Consider the following 16,693-nt stretch of genomic DNA (forward strand, 5'->3'; position numbering starts at 1 on the left):
GATGCAGGCCGCGCTCGGCACTGTCAGTGAACTCTGGCGCTATCCGGCGAGTTCGCTTGCCGGCGAGCGTCGGGAAACAATCTCGGTCGATATCGAGAGCATCGAGGGCGACCGCATGTTCGGCCTCGTCGACGCGTCCGACAATGAGATCGCGCGACCGGACCGCGACCCGAAATGGCACAAGGTGCCGCGCATCCGCACCCGGCTGTCGCCGACCCTGGAACTCGAGATTGCCGTTCCCGGGGACAACTGGCTGGCTGCGCCAAGTATCGAGAGCGACCGCGCGGTGTCGGCCTATCTCGGCTTCGAGGCCTCGATCCGACCGTTTCGCCGCGAGAATGCCGGACCTGACTATTCCGGCCCGCTGACCGCGGAGCGCTACCGCAAGGCGCCCATCCATCTGTTGACCACCGCCTCGCTGGCACGGCTCAAAGCGTTGCATCCGGAAGGGGTCGCCGACCCACGCCGCTTCCGGCCCAACATCGTCGTCGACATGACGGCAATCGAAGGGTCGTTTCCGGAAACGGAATGGATCGGCCGCAAGCTTGCCATCGGCGATCTCCTGCTGACTGTCTCCGAACCCTGCCGCCGCTGCGGTTTCACCATCGTCGCCCAGGATGGCTTCGACCATGATCCGGCGATCCTGCGCAACCTGGTCCGCCACAACGCCCACAATCTCGGCGTCTACTGCACGATCGACCGGCCGGCGCGCGTCGAAGTCGGCGACGCGATGCGCTTCGTGTAAGCTATCGATACAGATCTGCCCGCGTCGGCGGCAGGCCGCTTGGGCCGCGCGCGCGCTTGGTGACGACGGTCTGGAAAATCTGTGCCGAGGCACGTTCGAAGGTGATCGAACAGCCGGTCAGGTAGAGCAGCCATAGCCGCGCCCTGGCCTCGCCCACCTCGGCGATAGCCTCGTCGAAACGCGCGTGCAGGCGCTCGGCCCACAGGCGACAGGTGCGGGCGTAATGCTCGCGCAGATTCTCGACGTCGTAGACCAGGAAGCCGTGCGCCTCGAGATTGCCTGTTGTCATGCCGATCGTGTCGAGTTCGCCGCCGGGGAAAATGTATTTGATCAGCGCCTTGAACTCCGGCCCCTTGCGCAGGGTCTTCTTCATGTCGCCCTTGCTGCGCCTGGTGATGGCGTGATGCAGATAGATGCCGCCGGGCTTCAGCAGGCGGTGGACAGTTGAGAAATAGGTCGCGTGGTTGGCGAGCCCGAGATGCTCGAACATGCCGATCGACGAGATCTTGTCGAACGAGCCGGTGAGTTCGGCATAGGATTTGATCTCGATGGTGATGCGGTCCTCCAGACCCTCGGCGCGGATGCGTTCACGGGCAAGATTGGTCTGGGCCTGCGACAGCGAGACACCGTGGCCGATGACGCCATAGTTCTTCGCGGCATGGATGAGCATCGCTCCCCAGCCACAGCCGATGTCGAGCAGTCGTTCGCCAGGCTTCAGCCGGAGCTTGCGGCAGATATGGTCGAGCTTGTCGATCTGCGCTTGATCGATGCTGTTGGCGAAATCCTTGAAGTAGCCGCAACTGTAGACCATGCGCTCGTCAAGGAAGAGCCGGTAGAAGGCGTTCGAAATGTCATAGTGATGCTGGATCGCCTCCTGGCTCGAACCGCTGACATAGGGATTGCGCCCCGACAGATCGGTCCGCGCCGTCATCTGCCTGCGTGCCAAAAGCACGGAAGGCAGGTCGCGCAGGATCGCCATTTTCGGCAGCGATTTGAGCTTGGTTCTGAGCTTGCCTTGCGACGGCAGGGCGTAGAAGTCGAAAAACGTCCCGTCTTCGATATCGATCGTCTTGGAAATCCACATTTCGATCAGCGTCGACAGGGATGGTCGCTTCACCACCTGCCAGACGATGTCCTGGTCGTTGATGGTGAGCACTGGACCCGTGGCGGGGCCGATCCGCTCCCCGGTCCACAGCCTGACGGCAAAGCCCGGTTTCAGCGTCTCGACAACCGTCCGCACGATCCGCGCCGCTCTCTCGGCTGCCTCCATGCATCCCTCCCACAGGGGCCGACCCGGATTGCCGGCTCGGCTCTATGCCATGATCTTGCCTGCCCGGCCGACAGCCCGCAACCCAGTGTCGTGCCAAAAGCACCTTCCCACTTTTTCAAACCTGCGCCTTGTCTTTTGCTGCAACGCACCCCATCATGAGTATGTGTTCAACAAATCGAAAGGAGGTGATCCGATGTCGAGTGATTTCGTTTTCCAGAACGTGGCCTCAGCGGATTGCACTTTCGGGAAGCAGTCTTCCCGTTAAGGCGCGAAATGCGCGGCGGGTGACCTCATAGGTCATCGCCATAGGGCCGCGCCACGGACGGAAACACGGAAGGCCGCCGGCTTCGAAAGAAGCGGCGGCCTTTTCCGTTTGCGGACTAGACTACTGGGTCAATGCGACCTTTTCGGTGTTGCGGATGATTTCCTGAAAGGCGGCATCCAATTCTGCTCCGGTGGACACCTCGAAGAAATGTCTCTTGGCGGCGGAGGCGTCCTTCGATGAACAGTCCTTCAGCACCGCCTTTGCCTGGTCCCGCTCGGTTGCCGACATGTCCTTGTTGTTCAGATCGAAGCCGATGGTGAAAATCTCGATGCCGTCATTTTTCATGTTGCCGCACAGCGTTCCGGCGTTGCCGCGCGCAAGGTTGCCCTGGCTGTTGTAGCTGTCCCCAGCACCGGCGAAGGCGGTATTGAATTGGCCATCGGTCATCAGGATCGCGACCTTGGCGATCTTCTTCGGATCGGCGTCCGAGGCGCCTTTGCCGAGACCGGCATTTCTGATCGCAGTGCGCCATTGCGGCGACAGCATATAGTAGGTCCACTGAATGGCGATCGCGCCGGCCGTGTAACCATCGGCCTGGAAGTCCTCGATCGATTCAAGCAATGCATCGGAATCGGCGGTCAGCGGGATCACTTCCGCATCAGGGCACCTGTTCATGTCCCCGCCGAGATGATCGTCCCGATTGACCAGGGCATAATATTTCTTGCCTTCCTTGTCGGTGCGAACCGTGTCTGGGCCGTCGGCGCTCATATCCGCGTTGCCGTTCTTGTCCTTGCGCTCCGTGGCGCAGTTGTCGGGATGTGGCATCGCCGCGCCGACGATGGAGATGTACTCGCTGAAGGAGGGCAGCAGATTTTTGCCCGTCTTGGCGACGAGAAGCGGACTGCCGGCGACGGGTGGCAGTTCAGAGCTCCCTTGCTTCTCGGCATAGACGTTTTCCGCCAGCTTGCCGGCGTTCACACCTGATGCGTAAGGCACAATCGCGACGCGGATGCGGGGGTTCTTCGGATCCTGGTTCTGCAGCATCGTCCGGACGGCGTTTTTTGCAGCAGCTTTCAGATCGCCGATTTTGTCGACCTTGCCGCGCTTCCTCATCGACCCGGTCACATCGAGCATCATCGCCACTTCGATGGTCTTGTCCGAATAGAGCGCCGTCGTGGAGGCGGCGACGCGTTTCATGTCGCCCGTGCCAAAAATCGGGAAATACAGCCCGACATCGACATGGGCGTCGGCCTGGACCGTCTTGGCAGTCCTGTTGACGATCAGCTTGTCGAGTACGATCTGGTCGGCCTGCAGAATGCCTGCCTGGCTGTTGGCGTCGAGAAAGGCCTGCACCGATTTGTTGGCATCGGCTTCCTTGATGACACCGGTCGTCAGGTCGCGTGCCGTCGACGTGACCGCGGCGTCGACCACGCCCTGAAGGCTCGTTTTCGCATTGTAGAGCTGCGATACGTTGACCGAAAAGCCCACGGCCAGCGCCAAGACCGAGGCGCTAAGGCCGAACAGGACTGCGAAATTTCCACCGCGATCCCTGGCGAACCCGCCAACCGCGTGAACAAGACCCCCGTAATTTCGCATCCTACAGCCTCCACTCGCCTCGGCCTCGTCGCCGCGGAAAGGGCAATGCAGGATTCCCGCCGGATGACGCCCTAGCTGGGCGGAGAGCTGGCTTTCCAGTAGCAAGTCGCTGTTTTTGTTAAACTTTGGAACCAACAAAGGTGAACGGCTGGTAAACGGGAACGCACCATGGCGCTGGCGTTTACCAGCCGCTTACCATGATCTGGCCCGAGGCACCGCGACGCCGTCGACGGCGTCCTGTTGCGGCACAAGCTCACTGTGCCGAAGCGGACCATGTGTCCCGAAAGTTGCGGCCCGGAGAAAACCTCCTGACCACCCTGGAGCAGTTGCAACGGTAGGCCTCGCGACTACGCCAGCATCTGTGCGCTGACGGTCCTGTCGATGCCGTGGTAGGGCGGGTTGAACAGATTGCCTTCCTGTTCGTAGGTCCACACCTTGAACAGGCTGAGCCGGTGGGGGCCGAAACTGTGCAGCAGCGGCACGTCGGTGGCGTCGCGGCCGCGGGCGATGACGATACGGCCGGTTCTCGGCGTGTTGTGGCGAGGATCGAACGTGTACCATTTGCCGTCGAGGAACACTTCCAGCCACGCCGAGAAGTCCATCGGCGCCGGATCGGCTGGCACGCCGATATCGCCGAGATAGCCGTTCACGTAGCGTGCCGGAATGTTCATGCAGCGGCAAAGCGTGATCGCCAGATGGGCGAAGTCACGGCAGACCCCGACGCGCTCCTCATGCGCCTGCGCCGCGGTGCGGGTCGAGCGCGCATAGCCATAGCCGAACGACAGCCGGTTGTGGACATAATCGACGATCGCCTGCACGCGCGCCCAGCCGGACGGGATGTCGCCGAAGAGCTCCCAGGCCAGGCTGCTCAGATGATCCGTCTCGCAATAGCGGCTGCCCAGGAGATAACCGAGAACTTCGTCGGGCAGGTCCGCCACCGGCACTTCCCTGGCCAGCGTGTTGACCTCGTCCGTCTCGCCGCTGTCCTCGACGACCGCGTCATACAGGATGCGAAAACCACCGGCGGGTGCTGTGAAGCGCCGGCAGGCATTGCCATGCAGGTCATGGTACAGCCTTGTCGGCACCGCGGGCGAGGTCAGCACCCGCGTCTGCCGCTTGATGTCGGCCTGCCTGTCCCGATGGATCTCGAGCACTGAAATCACCGGCGTGGCGGCTACGCATTCGATGGCGATTTCGTAGCCGAGCCGGATCAGCATCGTTGGTCCCCCTTCGATCGTTGTTGTGAGAAGCAGTCCTTCCCAAACGCCCGGAGGATACCGCGGTTCCCTGGGCCGATCGAAAAGCCCACCCCGTGTCTTCCCCTGCCGCGGTCGAGGGGTTAGGTTCGGCAACCCCACCAGCGCTCCCCGAACTCAAGGAAAATCATGTATTCAGGCAGAAACTTCGCGGCCTTCCTCTTCGACATGGACGGCACGCTCATCAATTCCATCGCCTCGGCGGAACGGGTGTGGAGCGATTGGGCACGCCGCCAGGGCCTCGACGTCGCCGCCTTCCTGCCGACGATCCATGGCGTGCGCGCGATCGAGACCATCACCGGCCTGGCGCTGCCGGGCGTCGATCCGGGACACGAGGCTGATCTGCTGCTGAAGGCCGAGGCGGCCGATCTCGATGGCATTCTCCAGATCGCCGGCGCCGTGGCATTTCTCGATTCGCTGCCGCCCGAACGCTGGGCGATCGTAACCTCCGCCCCACGTGAGCTGGCGCTGTTGCGCATGAAGGCCGCCGGCATCCCCGTGCCGGGCGTCATCGTCGCGGCGGAAGATGTCTCCCGCGGCAAGCCGGCGCCCGATTGCTTCCGGCTTGGCGCGGAACGACTCGGCGTCGACGCGCGCGATTGCCTCGTCTTCGAGGATGCTCCAGCTGGCATCGCGGCAGCCGAAGCGGCGGGCGCGGCGGTCATGGTCATCAGCGCCACGCACAAGCACCCCTTGCCAACGCAACATGCGGCGATCGCAGGCTACGACATGGTCGGCATCACGGTCGACGAGCGTGGCTGGATCGCGCTCGAGCCGCAGCGCAACGCTGCGTAGGGAGGCATCTAGAAGTCGCTGGTCAGGCCCTTTACTTCCCAGTCGCCGTAGCGCCCTGGCTCCTTGCCGCCGCGGCCGCCGATCTCCTTCGGCAGCGCGACCTCCTTTTCGCGGTAGTCTTCCCGCCGCGCTGCGGCCTCGGCCAACGCACGGCGTGCGGCCGGCGCTAGCTCTCTTTGCGATGCCGCTTCGGCAGGAGCGGCGCCTGTTTTACTGATTTCGTCGGTCATGCGATAATCTCGGTAGATTGAGTCCAGTCAGCAGATTGAGTCCAGTCAATTGAAACAGGAACTGGCGTTTCCCATCATATAGCCATGAACCCACGACGATCGACCCCTTTTCGCTATCCCCCGGACAGGAGCAGACGATGAACACCATCCGCACCGCCATGCTTCTTGCCGCGATGACCGCGCTGTTCATGGGCGTCGGCTTTTTGATCGGCGGAACCGGCGGCATGATGATCGCGCTGCTGATCGCCGCCGGCACCAACCTGTTCAGCTACTGGAATGCCGACAAGATGGTGCTGTCGATGAACCGTGCCGTCGAGGTCGATGAAAGGAACGCGCCCGAATATTACGCCATCGTCCAGGCAATGGCCAAACAGGCCGGCCTGCCGATGCCGAAGACCTATCTGATCGACAACCCGCAGCCGAACGCCTTTGCCACCGGCCGCAATCCGCAGAATGCGGCGGTGGCTGCCTCCACCGGCCTGTTGCAGGCGCTGACGCCTGAAGAGGTCGCGGCGGTCATGGCGCACGAGCTCGCCCATGTGCAGCATCGCGACACGCTCACCATGACGATCGTCGCCACCTTTGCCGGTGCCATCTCGATGCTCGGCAATTTTGCCTTCTTTTTCAGCGGCAACCGCGACAACAACCCGTTCGGCTTTGTCGGCGTGCTGGTTGCGATGATCGTGGCTCCGTTTGCAGCGATGGTCGTGCAGATGGCGGTCAGCCGGACCCGCGAATACGAGGCCGACCGGCGTGGCGCCGAAATCTGTGGACACCCGCTCTGGCTGGCATCGGCGCTTGACAAGATCGCCCGCGGCGCCGAACGCATCCGCAACCCCGATGCCGAGCGAAATCCCGCGACCGCGCATCTCTTCATCATCAATCCTCTTCACGGCGAGCGCATGGACAGCCTGTTCTCCACCCACCCCGCCACTGAGAACCGCATCGCAGCCTTGCAGGCGATGGCGCGCGACATGGCCGGCAGCGAAACCCGGGCTGCACCGCGCCAGGCCCCAACGTCACGCCAGGCGGACGAACCGCGGCCATCCGGCCCATGGGATCAGGCAGCGCGGCCCGAGCAGCCGGCGGAGGCCGCCAAGCCCAAATCCAACCCGTGGGGTCGCAATCCGACCGGGCCCAAGGGCCGATGGTCGTGAGCGTGGCGGACAGAGGACCACGACGCACAGTTTCAGGTGATCAGGAACACAGGGACGGCGGCGACTTCGTTGCCGGCCTCGCCGCCCGCAAGGCGGCGGCGCGCCTGCTTGCCGCCGTCATCGACGCCAGGACGCCGCTTGATGGGCTGACCGATCACGAAAACGGCCACCCGCAATACAAGGCGCTCGACTTGCGCGATCGCGGCCTGGTCCGCGCCATCCTGGTCACCGCGCTGCGCTATCGCATGACCATATCAGGGCTGCTGGCGCGGCGCCTGGAAAAACCGCTGCCGCCCAATGCCACCGCTTTGTCGCACATATTGCATGTGGCAGCGGCACAGATCCTGTTCCTCGATATTCCCGACAGCGCCGCCGTCGACATTGCGGTGACCCATGCCAAGTCCGATCCGCGCACGGTGCGTTTCTCCGGCCTCGTCAATGGCGTGCTGCGCACACTGGCACGGGCCAAGGAAACGGAACTGCCTGCCGCCCTTGCCGCCACCTACGAAGCGCCCAAATGGTTTTCCGACCGGCTGAAGACCACCTACGGCAACGAGAAGGCCAGACAGATCCTCGAAGCGCATCGCGTTGAGGCGCCGGTCGACTTCTCGGTCAAGGCCGATCCCGGACTCTGGGCTGAAAAACTCGGCGGCATCGTCCTGCAGACAGGCACGGTGCGGGTCGAGAATCTTGTCGGTCCTGTCACTGAATTGCCCGGCTTTGCCGAGGGCGCCTGGTGGGTCCAGGACGCCGCGGCCAGCCTGCCCGCCCGGCTGTTCGGCGATGTCACGGGATTGCGGGTTGCCGATCTCTGCGCCGCGCCCGGCGGCAAGACCGCGCAGCTGATCGTTGCCGGCGCGAAGGTCACCGCTGTCGACACGTCAAAAAACCGGCTCGTGCGGCTGACGCAGAATCTCGACCGTCTCGGCCTGTCTGCCGAAATCGTCCAGGCCGACCTGCTCAAATATGAGCCGGAAGAACTCTTCGACGCGATCCTCCTCGACGCGCCCTGCTCGTCGACCGGCACGGTGCGGCGGCACCCCGACGTGCCATGGACCAAGACTTCGGCCGATGTCGAAAAACTGGCCGACCTGCAACGCAGGCTGCTCGCCCGCGCCGTCACGCTGGTGAAGCCCGGCGGCACGATCGTCTTTTCCAACTGTTCGCTCGATCCGCTCGAAGGCGAGGATCTCTATCGCGTCTTTCTGGCCGGCACGCCTGAAATCACCAACGATCCGTTGCAGCAAGGCGAGATCGCCGGCATCGATCCATTCCTGACGCCGCAAGGCACGCTGCGCACCACGCCCGCCGACCTGGAGCTCGGCGCGCCGGAACGCTCGGGCCTCGATGGTTTCTTCGCCGCTCGCATGCGGCGAGCCGGCTAGGGGTTGAACTGCCCGGATTACTGACTTTTTTGGGTAGGATCGGGGGCAAAACCAGGTGAACCGGCGTGGGCTCGTGGAATTCGCCTTCGCACGAATCGTGCAATCATGTAGACTCGGCGCCGGGGTAGAGGACGATCAGGAGGGGTTTTGGCACTTGCTGCCAGCAGCACGACGCGTCTATGGACGCTTGTCGCGAAGGAGTTCTGGCGCAAAATGCGCCGGCGCCTGCGCGCCGGGCCTGTCTATCGCTGGCGCTATTCCGGCCGCACGCCGGAACGTGTGCTGATCGCACCGCCGGACCTGCGCCTCGCCGACCCGCAGATCGCACTCGAGATCTATTACGGCCGCTATCCCCTGTCGGGGCACGTGGTCGAGACCGGCGGCAAGTCGCCTTTCCAGATCCACGTGCCCAATCACGGCTGGCAGAAGACGCTGCACGGCTTTCGCTGGCTGCGCCATATGCGCGCCGCCGGCACCGAGCTTGCCGCCGCCAATGCCCGCGCCCTGGTCTCCGACTGGATCACCATGCATGGCAGCCATATCTCCGGCATCGCCTGGGAGCCGGGCACGACGGCCAAGCGCATCATCGCCTGGTTGCAGCACTCCTCGGTCGTATTGCAGGGCGCCGAGTTCCCTTTCTACCGCGCCTTCCTGAAATCGGTTGCCATCCAGATCCGCTACCTCAGGTCGATGGCGCGCGAAATGCCCGACGGCAAGGACAGGCTGCGGGCCCGCATCGCGCTCGCCTTCGCTGCCTTGTCCCTGCCGGCACCGGCATCGGCCCTGCGGGGCGCGACCCGCAATCTTGCCGAGGAACTCGACCGCCAGATCCTCGCAGATGGCGGGCACATTTCGCGCAATCCGATGGTCGTCCTGGAAATCCTCGCCGACCTTCTGCCGCTGCGCCAGACTTATGCCAACCAGGCGGAAACGCCGCCGCAGGCGCTGATCGGCGCCATCGACCGCATGCTGCCGGCGCTGCGCTTCTTCCGCCATCAGGATGGCAGCCTCGCCCGCTTCAACGGCATGGGCGCCACCATCCACGACCGCATCGCCACCATTCTGCGCCACGACGACACCGCTGGCGCGCCGCTGCTGCATGCGCCGCATTCCGGCTATGAGCGCCTGTCGATGGGCGGCACCACGGTCATCGCCGACACCGGCCCGCCGCCGCCGATCGATGTGTCCAACGCCGCACACGCCAGCTGCCTCGCCTTCGAACTGTCGTCCGGCCGCCAGCACTACATCGTCAATGCCGGCATTGACACCTATGGCGCGGCTGAATTCCGGCCGCTGGCGCGCGCCACCGCCGCGCACTCGACCGCCACCATCAACGACACCTCGTCGGCGCGCTTCAGCCATTCGTTGCGCGTCAACGACCTGCTCGGTTCGCCGCTGATCGGCGGCCCGCAGCATGTGCAGTGCAAGCGCACCGACCAGAAGGGCGTTCAGGGCTTCATCGCCCGCCATGACGGCTATGTCCCGCGCTTCGGCTTCCTGCATGAGCGCGAGCTGAAACTGTCGTCGAACGGCAATGTGCTGGCTGGCCGCGACCGCTTCCAGCGCCCCGGCAATACGGCGATCCGCAACAATGGGCGCGACTTCGTCACCGTCCGCTTCCACGTTCATCCCGACGTCAACCTTTTGCAGGACGAGCATGACCGCCTGGTGCTGGCCGCCGATCAGGCCGACACCTGGGTGTTCACAGCAGCCGAAGTGGTGCCGGAGGTCGAGGAATCGATCTATTTCGCCGGCCTTGGCGGCCCGCGCCGCAGCCGCCAGATCGTGCTTGCCTTCAAGGCTTCGGAAATCGCCGAAGTCCACTGGCAGCTGACCCGCACCAGCATCGCCGGCCACCCGGAAAACAACTGATCCTCCTGACAGGGCTTCAAACTCAGGTTAACAAAAGGCCTGACGACAACCAGCTCGGGGCATCGGCAGCTTTTGTGCCGGCAGCTTTCCCAAGATAGGAATTTTTTCTTGACTCCGTGCCCTCAGCTATGGTACATTTTTGCCTATGGTGCCGGTTTGCGCCAGTGGCCCGCCGCATAGGCGGGTTTTTTCGTTGGTGCTCCGTCAGCCAACGCGCCTGCGAAGTCTCCGAAGAAACCCGTTAACACGGATTCGTTGCCTTGCTCCACCTGACCGCCGGTTTGATTTCCGGGCGGCATGTGCTACGGGCGCGGGCATCCACCACACCAGTCGTGAAAGGCCGCCAGCCCATGGCCGTCGCCGCCAAGAACATTCCCGCACCAGACCTTGTTCCCGTGCGTCGCGCCCTGCTCTCCGTTTTCGACAAGACGGGCCTCATCGATTTCGCCAAAGCGCTGGCAGCGGCCGGTGTCGAACTGGTCTCGACCGGCGGCACGGCAAAAGCGATCACCGAGGCGGGCCTGGCGGTGCGCGACGTCTCCGAGCTCACCGGTTTCCCCGAGATCATGGACGGCCGCGTCAAGACCTTGCATCCCGGCGTGCATGGCGCGCTGCTTGGCGTGCGCGACGATCCGGAGCATTCCGCGGCAATGCGCAAATACGGCATCGAGCCGATCGATCTCGTCGTCTCCAATCTCTATCCGTTCGAGGAGGTCCGCCGCTCCGGCGCCGATTACGCGTCGATCGTCGAAAACATCGACATTGGCGGCCCGGCGATGATCCGCGCCTCGGCCAAGAACCACGCCTATGTCGCCATCGTCACCGATCCCGGCGATTACGCTTCGGTGCTGAATGCGCTGGAGATGAACATCGGCTCGCTGTCGCTGGATTTCCGCAAGAAGCTGGCGGCCAAGGCCTTTGCCCGCACCGCCAGCTATGACGCGGCGATCTCCGGCTGGTTCGCCGAGGCGCTCGAGATCGAACATCCGACATGGCGCGCCTTTGGCGGCAGGCTGGTCGAGGTGATGCGCTATGGCGAGAACCCGCATCAGAGCGCCGGCTTCTACGTCGACGGCGACAAGCGCCCGGGCGTCGCCACGGCGCGCCAGCTGCAGGGCAAGCAGCTATCCTACAACAACATCAACGACACCGACGCCGCTTTCGAATTGGTCGGCGAGTTCGACCCCGACCTTTCCGCCGTCGTCGCCATCATCAAGCACGCCAATCCGTGCGGCGTTGCCGAAGGCGCCTCGCTGAAAGCCGCCTACGCCAAGGCGCTGGCCTGCGACCCGGTCTCGGCCTTCGGCGGCATCATCGCCGTCAACCGCACCCTCGACGCCGAGGCGGCGGAAGAGATCGTAAAAACCTTCACCGAGGTGATTATCGCGCCCGGCGCCACCGATGAGGCAGCGGCCATCGTGGCGGGGAAGAAGAATTTGCGCCTGCTGGTCACCGGTGGGCTGCCGGACCCGCGCACGCCGGGCACGACGGTCAAATCCGTCGCCGGCGGCCTGCTCATCCAGGGCCGGGACAACGCCGTCGTCGACGACCTCGAACTGAAAGTGGTGACCACACGGGCACCGACGCCGGCCGAAATGGCCGACCTGAAATTCGCCTTCCGCATCGCCAAGCACGTCAAGTCCAACGCCATCGTCTACGTCAGGGACGGCGCCACCGTCGGCATTGGCGCCGGCCAGATGAGCCGGGTCGATTCCTCACGCATCGCCGCCCGCAAGGCACTCGACGCCGCCGAGGCCGCCGGCCTCGCCGAACCGCTGACCAAGGGCTCGGTGGTCGCCTCCGACGCCTTCTTCCCCTTCGCCGATGGCTTGCTGTCGGCAATCGCCGCCGGCGCCACCGCCGTCATCCAGCCGGGTGGCTCGATGAACGACAAGGACGTCATTGCCGCCGCCGACGAGCACGGCATCGCTATGGTGTTTACGGGCGTCAGGCATTTCCGCCATTAGCTGCTTTTACCCTCCCCTTTGTGGGGGTGAGAAGCGGTTCGCGCAGCGAACGAAAAGCCAATTGCTTGGCTTTTCGAGCTTCGAACGCCCTGAGCCTGCGAAGGGCTCGGGGCTGAATTCTGAATGACCAGTCGCCGGGCCGGGTCCCCGCTGCTTCGCAGCGTCCCGGCGTTCACCGGCCTTTCATCGTGCCACTGGCACGATGAATTCGCTTCGCGAACCGGCTGCTCACCCCCACAAGGGGGAGGGTAAAGTCAATCCACCGGCCGGTCCGCCGGATAGGGCGTCTTGACCAGGATCGCCATGCCGATGCCCAGGAACAGCACGATCACCGCCATGCCGAGCCGCGCCGAGCCGCTGGCCAGGGTGACCGACGCGACCATGAACGGCGCCAGGAAACTGGTCGCCCGCCCGGCCAGCGCATAAATGCCGAAATAGCGGCCGGATTCTGCCGCCGTGACGCTGCGCGCCATATAGGATCGCGACGACGCCTGCACCGGCCCGAAAGCCACGCCGATCAACAGGCCGAAGAAGATGTAGGCTTTTTCCGCTGCCGTGCCGAACAGGCCGCCGCTGTCCGGTCCAGGCATCATCCAGAGGCCGAACAACGTATAGCCCGGCCCGGTCGAGACGATGCCGATCGTGGCGATGCTGAGCAGGACCAGCGAGATCATGACGATGGTTTTTGAGCCAAGCGCCGTGTCGAGACGGGCTGCGACCAGGCAGCCGAAGATGGCGACGACGTTGAGAATGATGCCGAAAATACCGATCTCGGTGATCGACCAGTGGAACATCGCAGCGGCGAAAGTGCCGCCCAACGCCAGCAGCGCGTTGACGCCGTCCTGATAGATCATGCGGGCGACCAGGAAGCGGAAGATACCGCTGCGCTTGCGCACCTCGCCCAATGTCACTTTCAGCTCCGCCAACCCCTCTCGGACAGCCGGACCGATCGGCAGGCCCTTGATGGCGTCGGGGGTGAAAAAGAACATCGGCAGGATGAACAGGAAGTACCAGCCGGCTGACAAAGGCCCGGTTGCGCGCGCGTCCTCGCCGAGCTTCGGGTCGAGCCCGAACAGCGGGTCGATGCCGATGATCGTCTTGCCGGTCTCCGGCGAACCGGCCAGGCAAGCGACGACGAAGATCAGCGCGATCATGCCGCCGAGATAGCCAAGGCCCCAGGCCATGTTGGAGATCCTGCCGATCTCGCTCTTCGGCACCAGGCGCGGCATCATCGAATCGTTGAACACGGTCGAAAACTCCGCCGCCACCGACGCCAGCGAAAAGAACAGCACGACCAGGAAAAGGTTCGAACCGGGGGCCGCGAACCAAAGCATGCAAAGGCAGGTGACCTTGACCGCGGCAAAGAATGCGATCCAAGGCTTGCGCGGTCCGGTCTGGTCGGCGATCGAGCCGAGGATGGGCGACAGCACTGCAATGACAAGGCCGGCCGCGGCAATGCCGTAGCCCCAGGCCGCTTGCCCGGTTTCCGGATCGCTCGCCATCCGCGACACGAAATAAGGCCCGAAGATGAAGGTGGTGACGACGGTGAAGAACGGCTGCGCCGCCCAGTCGAACAACATCCATCCCCAGATGCCGCGCCCGGACGCACGCTGCACTGTCTCTACCGTCATGATGATCCCCCGGCACCGGTTCCGTGTCGGGCGCCATGTCTGCATGTTTCATGCGCTCATGCAATGAACGAAGCTTGGTGCCGTCCCTTGCCCCTGCCGGGGGTTCATTGTTCGAAAACCCAGCAATTGGCTTTCGTCCGCGGCGCGGGCCAAGCCCTTATTTTTTCTCGTGGGGGAAGTCGGACCGAAGGTCCGGCACCGCCCTCCACCCCCTGCTTCGCAGCGATTGCCGCCGGCGCGAATTTCTTGATTATTAAGTTGACTCCTTTTGTCCGGTTTGACTAATTGCGCTCGCGCAGGGCCGGAAAGTCACCGGTCGAACGGCTCGATATTGGTCTGACAGGGAATAAGAAATGACGATTGGTCGACAGGCATTGTTGCGCACTCAGGCAAGGCGATTGATTGCGAGCAGTGCCTTGATAGCGGCATCCTTTGGAGCGATGGGGGCCGGCCGGGCCCAGGAGGTTTCGCCGGACGATGCAACCCAACTGGAAACGATCGTCGTCACCGGCAAGTCGGACCGCGTTGTCGGGCCCGATCAAACGATCGTCGCCGAGGATACGGCGACCGGCACCAAGACCGATACGCCCATCGTCGACGTTCCCGCCTCGGTTTCAGTTGTAACCCAGAAGGAACTGGAGGCACGCCATGTCGAAAGCCTCCAGCAGGCCGTGGCCTACACATCCAGCGTCCTCACCGACGAGTTCGGCAACGATGACCGATACGACTATATTCGTATCCGCGGTTTCGACCAGACATCGCTCGGTACTTATCGCGATGGCCTCACGGCGCGCATCCCCGCTTGGTTCACGGCCAGCCGTCTCGAGCCTTACGGACTTCAGCGCGTGGAGGTCCTGAAGGGATCGACATCAACGCTTTTTGGTCTCAACGGCCCTGGCGGACTGGTCAATGCCATCACCAAGCGGCCGCTGGACCAGAAGCAGGGGGAGATTTACACGTCCTATGGCGACGGTACCAAGGAGGTTGGCGTTGATTTTGGCGGACCGATCGACCCCGATGGCGTGTGGACCTATCGGCTCACCGGGCTGGCCAAGGATGGCGATCAAGGATGGGACTATTCCAACGACGATCGGCTTTACATCGCGCCCGCGTTGACCATCAAGCCCGAGGAAGGAACGTCGCTCACCATCCTGACTGACTATTACAAGCGAGACGGGACAGGAGCACGCGGCACCCCGGCTGGCGGCAATATCGACGTCGGCACATTCCTGGGCGAGCCGGATTTCAACCGCTTCAACACGGAGCAGGTCGATATCGGCTACCAGTTCGAGCACGAGTTCAACGAGAACCTCACCTTTCGCTCCAATGCCCGCTACACGCATTTGAGCCTCGACTACGCCGAGGTCTACGGCGCGTCGCTTGACCCCACGGCGGATCGCACGGCATTTTCCGTCGATGGCGTGTCCAACCGCTATGCCTTCGACAATCAGTTGCAATACGATACGGGCTGGCACGGGATCGACAGCAAGACGCTTGTCGGCGTCGACTACGCCAATGACAACACCCGCGAAAACATCCTCTTCGGTACCGCCGGTCCCATCGACATCAACAATCCGACCTATTGCGGTCTGTCCTGCATCAATCTCGGCCCCTACGTGAACTGGCGGGTCAAGCAACAGGCGGTCGGTGTCTATGCCCAGGAGCAATTGACGTTTGACGACCGCTGGATCGTCACCCTGGGCGGGCGCTGGGACCGCGTGCATACGACGGCGGACTATCTCGACTCGGGAACGCAGGACGACGACACGGCATCCGCCTTCACCAAGCGCGCCGGCCTGACCTACAAATTCACCCCGAATCTCGCGGTCTACGCCAACTATTCGGAAAGCTTCCAGCCGCTCGTGGCGCCAAGCGCCAACGGATATGCGGTCTCGGGTTCGCTGAAGCCTCAAGAGGGCAAGCAGTATGAGGCAGGCATCAAGTACAAGCCCGACGGCTTCGACGGCCTGTTCACGGCCGCGGTCTTCGACCTTACCCAAACCAATGTTCCAACCTATGTCACGCCTGTTGTCCAGCAGCAGATCGGCAAGGTCGGCGTCCGCGGCATCGAACTCGAGGGCAAGGCTGCCATCGCGGAAAACCTGAACCTGACGCTTGCCTATTCCTACTGGGATGCCGAGATCCTGGAAGACGGCATTGGCGGTAATGCCGGCAATCGGCCGCAGCGTGTTCCTCGCCACCTGGCGTCGGCCTGGGTTGATTATACGCTTCCCGAGGAAGGACGGCGTGGCGACCTGACCATCGGCGGTGGCGTGCGCTATATCGGGCAAACCTACGGGGATGACGCGAACACGACTTCGATTGGCGGCTACGCACTGGTGGATGCGGCGATCAGCTACAAGATGACCAAGGACGTGACGTTGGCCCTGAACGCAACGAACCTGTTCGACCGGAAGTATTTGACAACCAGCTATTACGGAACCGAATTTTACGGCGACCGGCTGAAAATCGTCGGCACGCTCAAACATTCCTGGTGAGCTTTTTGAACGCAGGTTTCGAAGCG

12 protein-coding genes are annotated in these 16,693 nt (G+C 63.3%); 7 read left to right on the forward strand and 5 right to left on the reverse strand.

The annotated features are described in order from the left end of the window. The first annotated feature begins 1 nt into the window (after position 1). A complete protein-coding gene (locus NKI66_RS01715; RefSeq protein WP_352555461.1) occupies positions 2–745 on the forward strand; it encodes an MOSC domain-containing protein in 744 nt (247 codons plus the stop codon). A 1-nt stretch (position 746) separates the two neighbouring features. Here NKI66_RS01715 and NKI66_RS01720 read toward each other — a convergent pair whose 3' ends face one another. From NKI66_RS01720 to NKI66_RS01730, 3 genes are all read right to left on the reverse strand, one after another. Then, the gene (locus NKI66_RS01720; protein ID WP_352441020.1) at positions 747–2,015 is read right to left on the reverse strand and encodes a class I SAM-dependent methyltransferase; all 1,269 of its coding nucleotides are present in this window, start codon (positions 2,013–2,015) and stop codon (positions 747–749) included. 385 nt (positions 2,016–2,400) lie between these two features. After that, positions 2,401–3,876 (reverse strand): TadE/TadG family type IV pilus assembly protein, encoded by a 1,476-nt coding sequence (locus tag NKI66_RS01725; protein ID WP_352750632.1) that lies wholly within the window; start codon positions 3,874–3,876, stop codon positions 2,401–2,403. A 347-nt stretch (positions 3,877–4,223) separates the two neighbouring features. Beyond that, a complete protein-coding gene (locus tag NKI66_RS01730; RefSeq protein WP_023811738.1) occupies positions 4,224–5,093 on the reverse strand; it encodes a transglutaminase-like domain-containing protein in 870 nt (289 codons plus the stop codon). 168 nt (positions 5,094–5,261) lie between these two features. Here NKI66_RS01730 and NKI66_RS01735 point away from each other — a divergent pair, with 168 nt between their 5' ends. Next, on the forward strand, positions 5,262–5,927 hold the full coding sequence (locus tag NKI66_RS01735; protein WP_352722559.1) for an HAD-IA family hydrolase: 666 nt from the start codon (positions 5,262–5,264) through the stop codon (positions 5,925–5,927). Positions 5,928–5,935: 8 nt separating this feature from the next. On the opposite strand, the gene NKI66_RS01740 is transcribed toward NKI66_RS01735, so the two are convergent. Further along, complete coding sequence (locus tag NKI66_RS01740; protein WP_023811736.1) at positions 5,936–6,157, reverse strand: DUF1674 domain-containing protein; 222 nt, start codon at positions 6,155–6,157, stop codon at positions 5,936–5,938. A 137-nt stretch (positions 6,158–6,294) separates the two neighbouring features. Here NKI66_RS01740 and htpX point away from each other — a divergent pair, with 137 nt between their 5' ends. The 4 genes from htpX to purH all read left to right on the forward strand — a co-directional run bounded on the left by htpX (position 6,295) and on the right by purH (position 12,538). Next, the gene (gene htpX, locus NKI66_RS01745; RefSeq protein WP_352722561.1) at positions 6,295–7,314 is read left to right on the forward strand and encodes a zinc metalloprotease HtpX; all 1,020 of its coding nucleotides are present in this window, start codon (positions 6,295–6,297) and stop codon (positions 7,312–7,314) included. Further along, entirely contained in the window at positions 7,305–8,699 is a 1,395-nt protein-coding gene (locus NKI66_RS01750) for an RsmB/NOP family class I SAM-dependent RNA methyltransferase (RefSeq protein ID WP_352722562.1), read from the forward strand. Before htpX ends, NKI66_RS01750 begins: the two co-directional genes overlap by 10 nt. Before the next feature lie 147 nt (positions 8,700–8,846). Next, positions 8,847–10,571, forward strand: coding sequence for a heparinase II/III family protein (locus NKI66_RS01755; protein WP_352722563.1), 1,725 nt, complete (start codon positions 8,847–8,849; stop codon positions 10,569–10,571). Between the two features lie 350 nt (positions 10,572–10,921). Beyond that, positions 10,922–12,538, forward strand: coding sequence for a bifunctional phosphoribosylaminoimidazolecarboxamide formyltransferase/IMP cyclohydrolase (purH, locus tag NKI66_RS01760; RefSeq protein WP_352722564.1), 1,617 nt, complete (start codon positions 10,922–10,924; stop codon positions 12,536–12,538). A 254-nt stretch (positions 12,539–12,792) separates the two neighbouring features. Here the strand turns inward: purH and NKI66_RS01765 are convergent, their stop codons facing one another. Next, complete coding sequence (locus NKI66_RS01765) at positions 12,793–14,169, reverse strand: MFS transporter (RefSeq protein WP_023811732.1); 1,377 nt, start codon at positions 14,167–14,169, stop codon at positions 12,793–12,795. Positions 14,170–14,522: 353 nt separating this feature from the next. Between NKI66_RS01765 and NKI66_RS01770 the strand changes: the two genes are divergently transcribed. Continuing rightward, positions 14,523–16,667, forward strand: a complete 2,145-nt coding sequence (locus NKI66_RS01770; protein ID WP_352441033.1) for a TonB-dependent siderophore receptor — start codon at positions 14,523–14,525, stop codon at positions 16,665–16,667. Positions 16,668–16,693 lie beyond the last annotated feature (26 nt).

The organism is Mesorhizobium sp. M0518 (genome assembly GCF_040321125.1).
Classification (GTDB): Bacteria; Pseudomonadota; Alphaproteobacteria; order Rhizobiales; family Rhizobiaceae; genus Mesorhizobium.

Excerpts from the sequence above, each read along its gene's own strand:
- NKI66_RS01715 (WP_352555461.1), top strand. The coding sequence starts at position 2 with ATGCAGGCCGCGCTCGGCACTGTCAGTGAACTCTGGCGCTATCCGGCG.
- NKI66_RS01720 (WP_352441020.1), bottom strand. The coding sequence starts at position 2,015 with ATGGAGGCAGCCGAGAGAGCGGCGCGGATCGTGCGGACGGTTGTCGAG.
- NKI66_RS01725 (WP_352750632.1), bottom strand. The coding sequence starts at position 3,876 with ATGCGAAATTACGGGGGTCTTGTTCACGCGGTTGGCGGGTTCGCCAGG.
- NKI66_RS01730 (WP_023811738.1), bottom strand. The coding sequence starts at position 5,093 with ATGCTGATCCGGCTCGGCTACGAAATCGCCATCGAATGCGTAGCCGCC.
- NKI66_RS01735 (WP_352722559.1), top strand. The coding sequence starts at position 5,262 with ATGTATTCAGGCAGAAACTTCGCGGCCTTCCTCTTCGACATGGACGGC.
- NKI66_RS01740 (WP_023811736.1), bottom strand. The coding sequence starts at position 6,157 with ATGACCGACGAAATCAGTAAAACAGGCGCCGCTCCTGCCGAAGCGGCA.
- htpX (WP_352722561.1), top strand. The coding sequence starts at position 6,295 with ATGAACACCATCCGCACCGCCATGCTTCTTGCCGCGATGACCGCGCTG.
- NKI66_RS01750 (WP_352722562.1), top strand. The coding sequence starts at position 7,305 with ATGGTCGTGAGCGTGGCGGACAGAGGACCACGACGCACAGTTTCAGGT.
- purH (WP_352722564.1), top strand. The coding sequence starts at position 10,922 with ATGGCCGTCGCCGCCAAGAACATTCCCGCACCAGACCTTGTTCCCGTG.
- NKI66_RS01765 (WP_023811732.1), bottom strand. The coding sequence starts at position 14,169 with ATGACGGTAGAGACAGTGCAGCGTGCGTCCGGGCGCGGCATCTGGGGA.
- NKI66_RS01770 (WP_352441033.1), top strand. The coding sequence starts at position 14,523 with ATGACGATTGGTCGACAGGCATTGTTGCGCACTCAGGCAAGGCGATTG.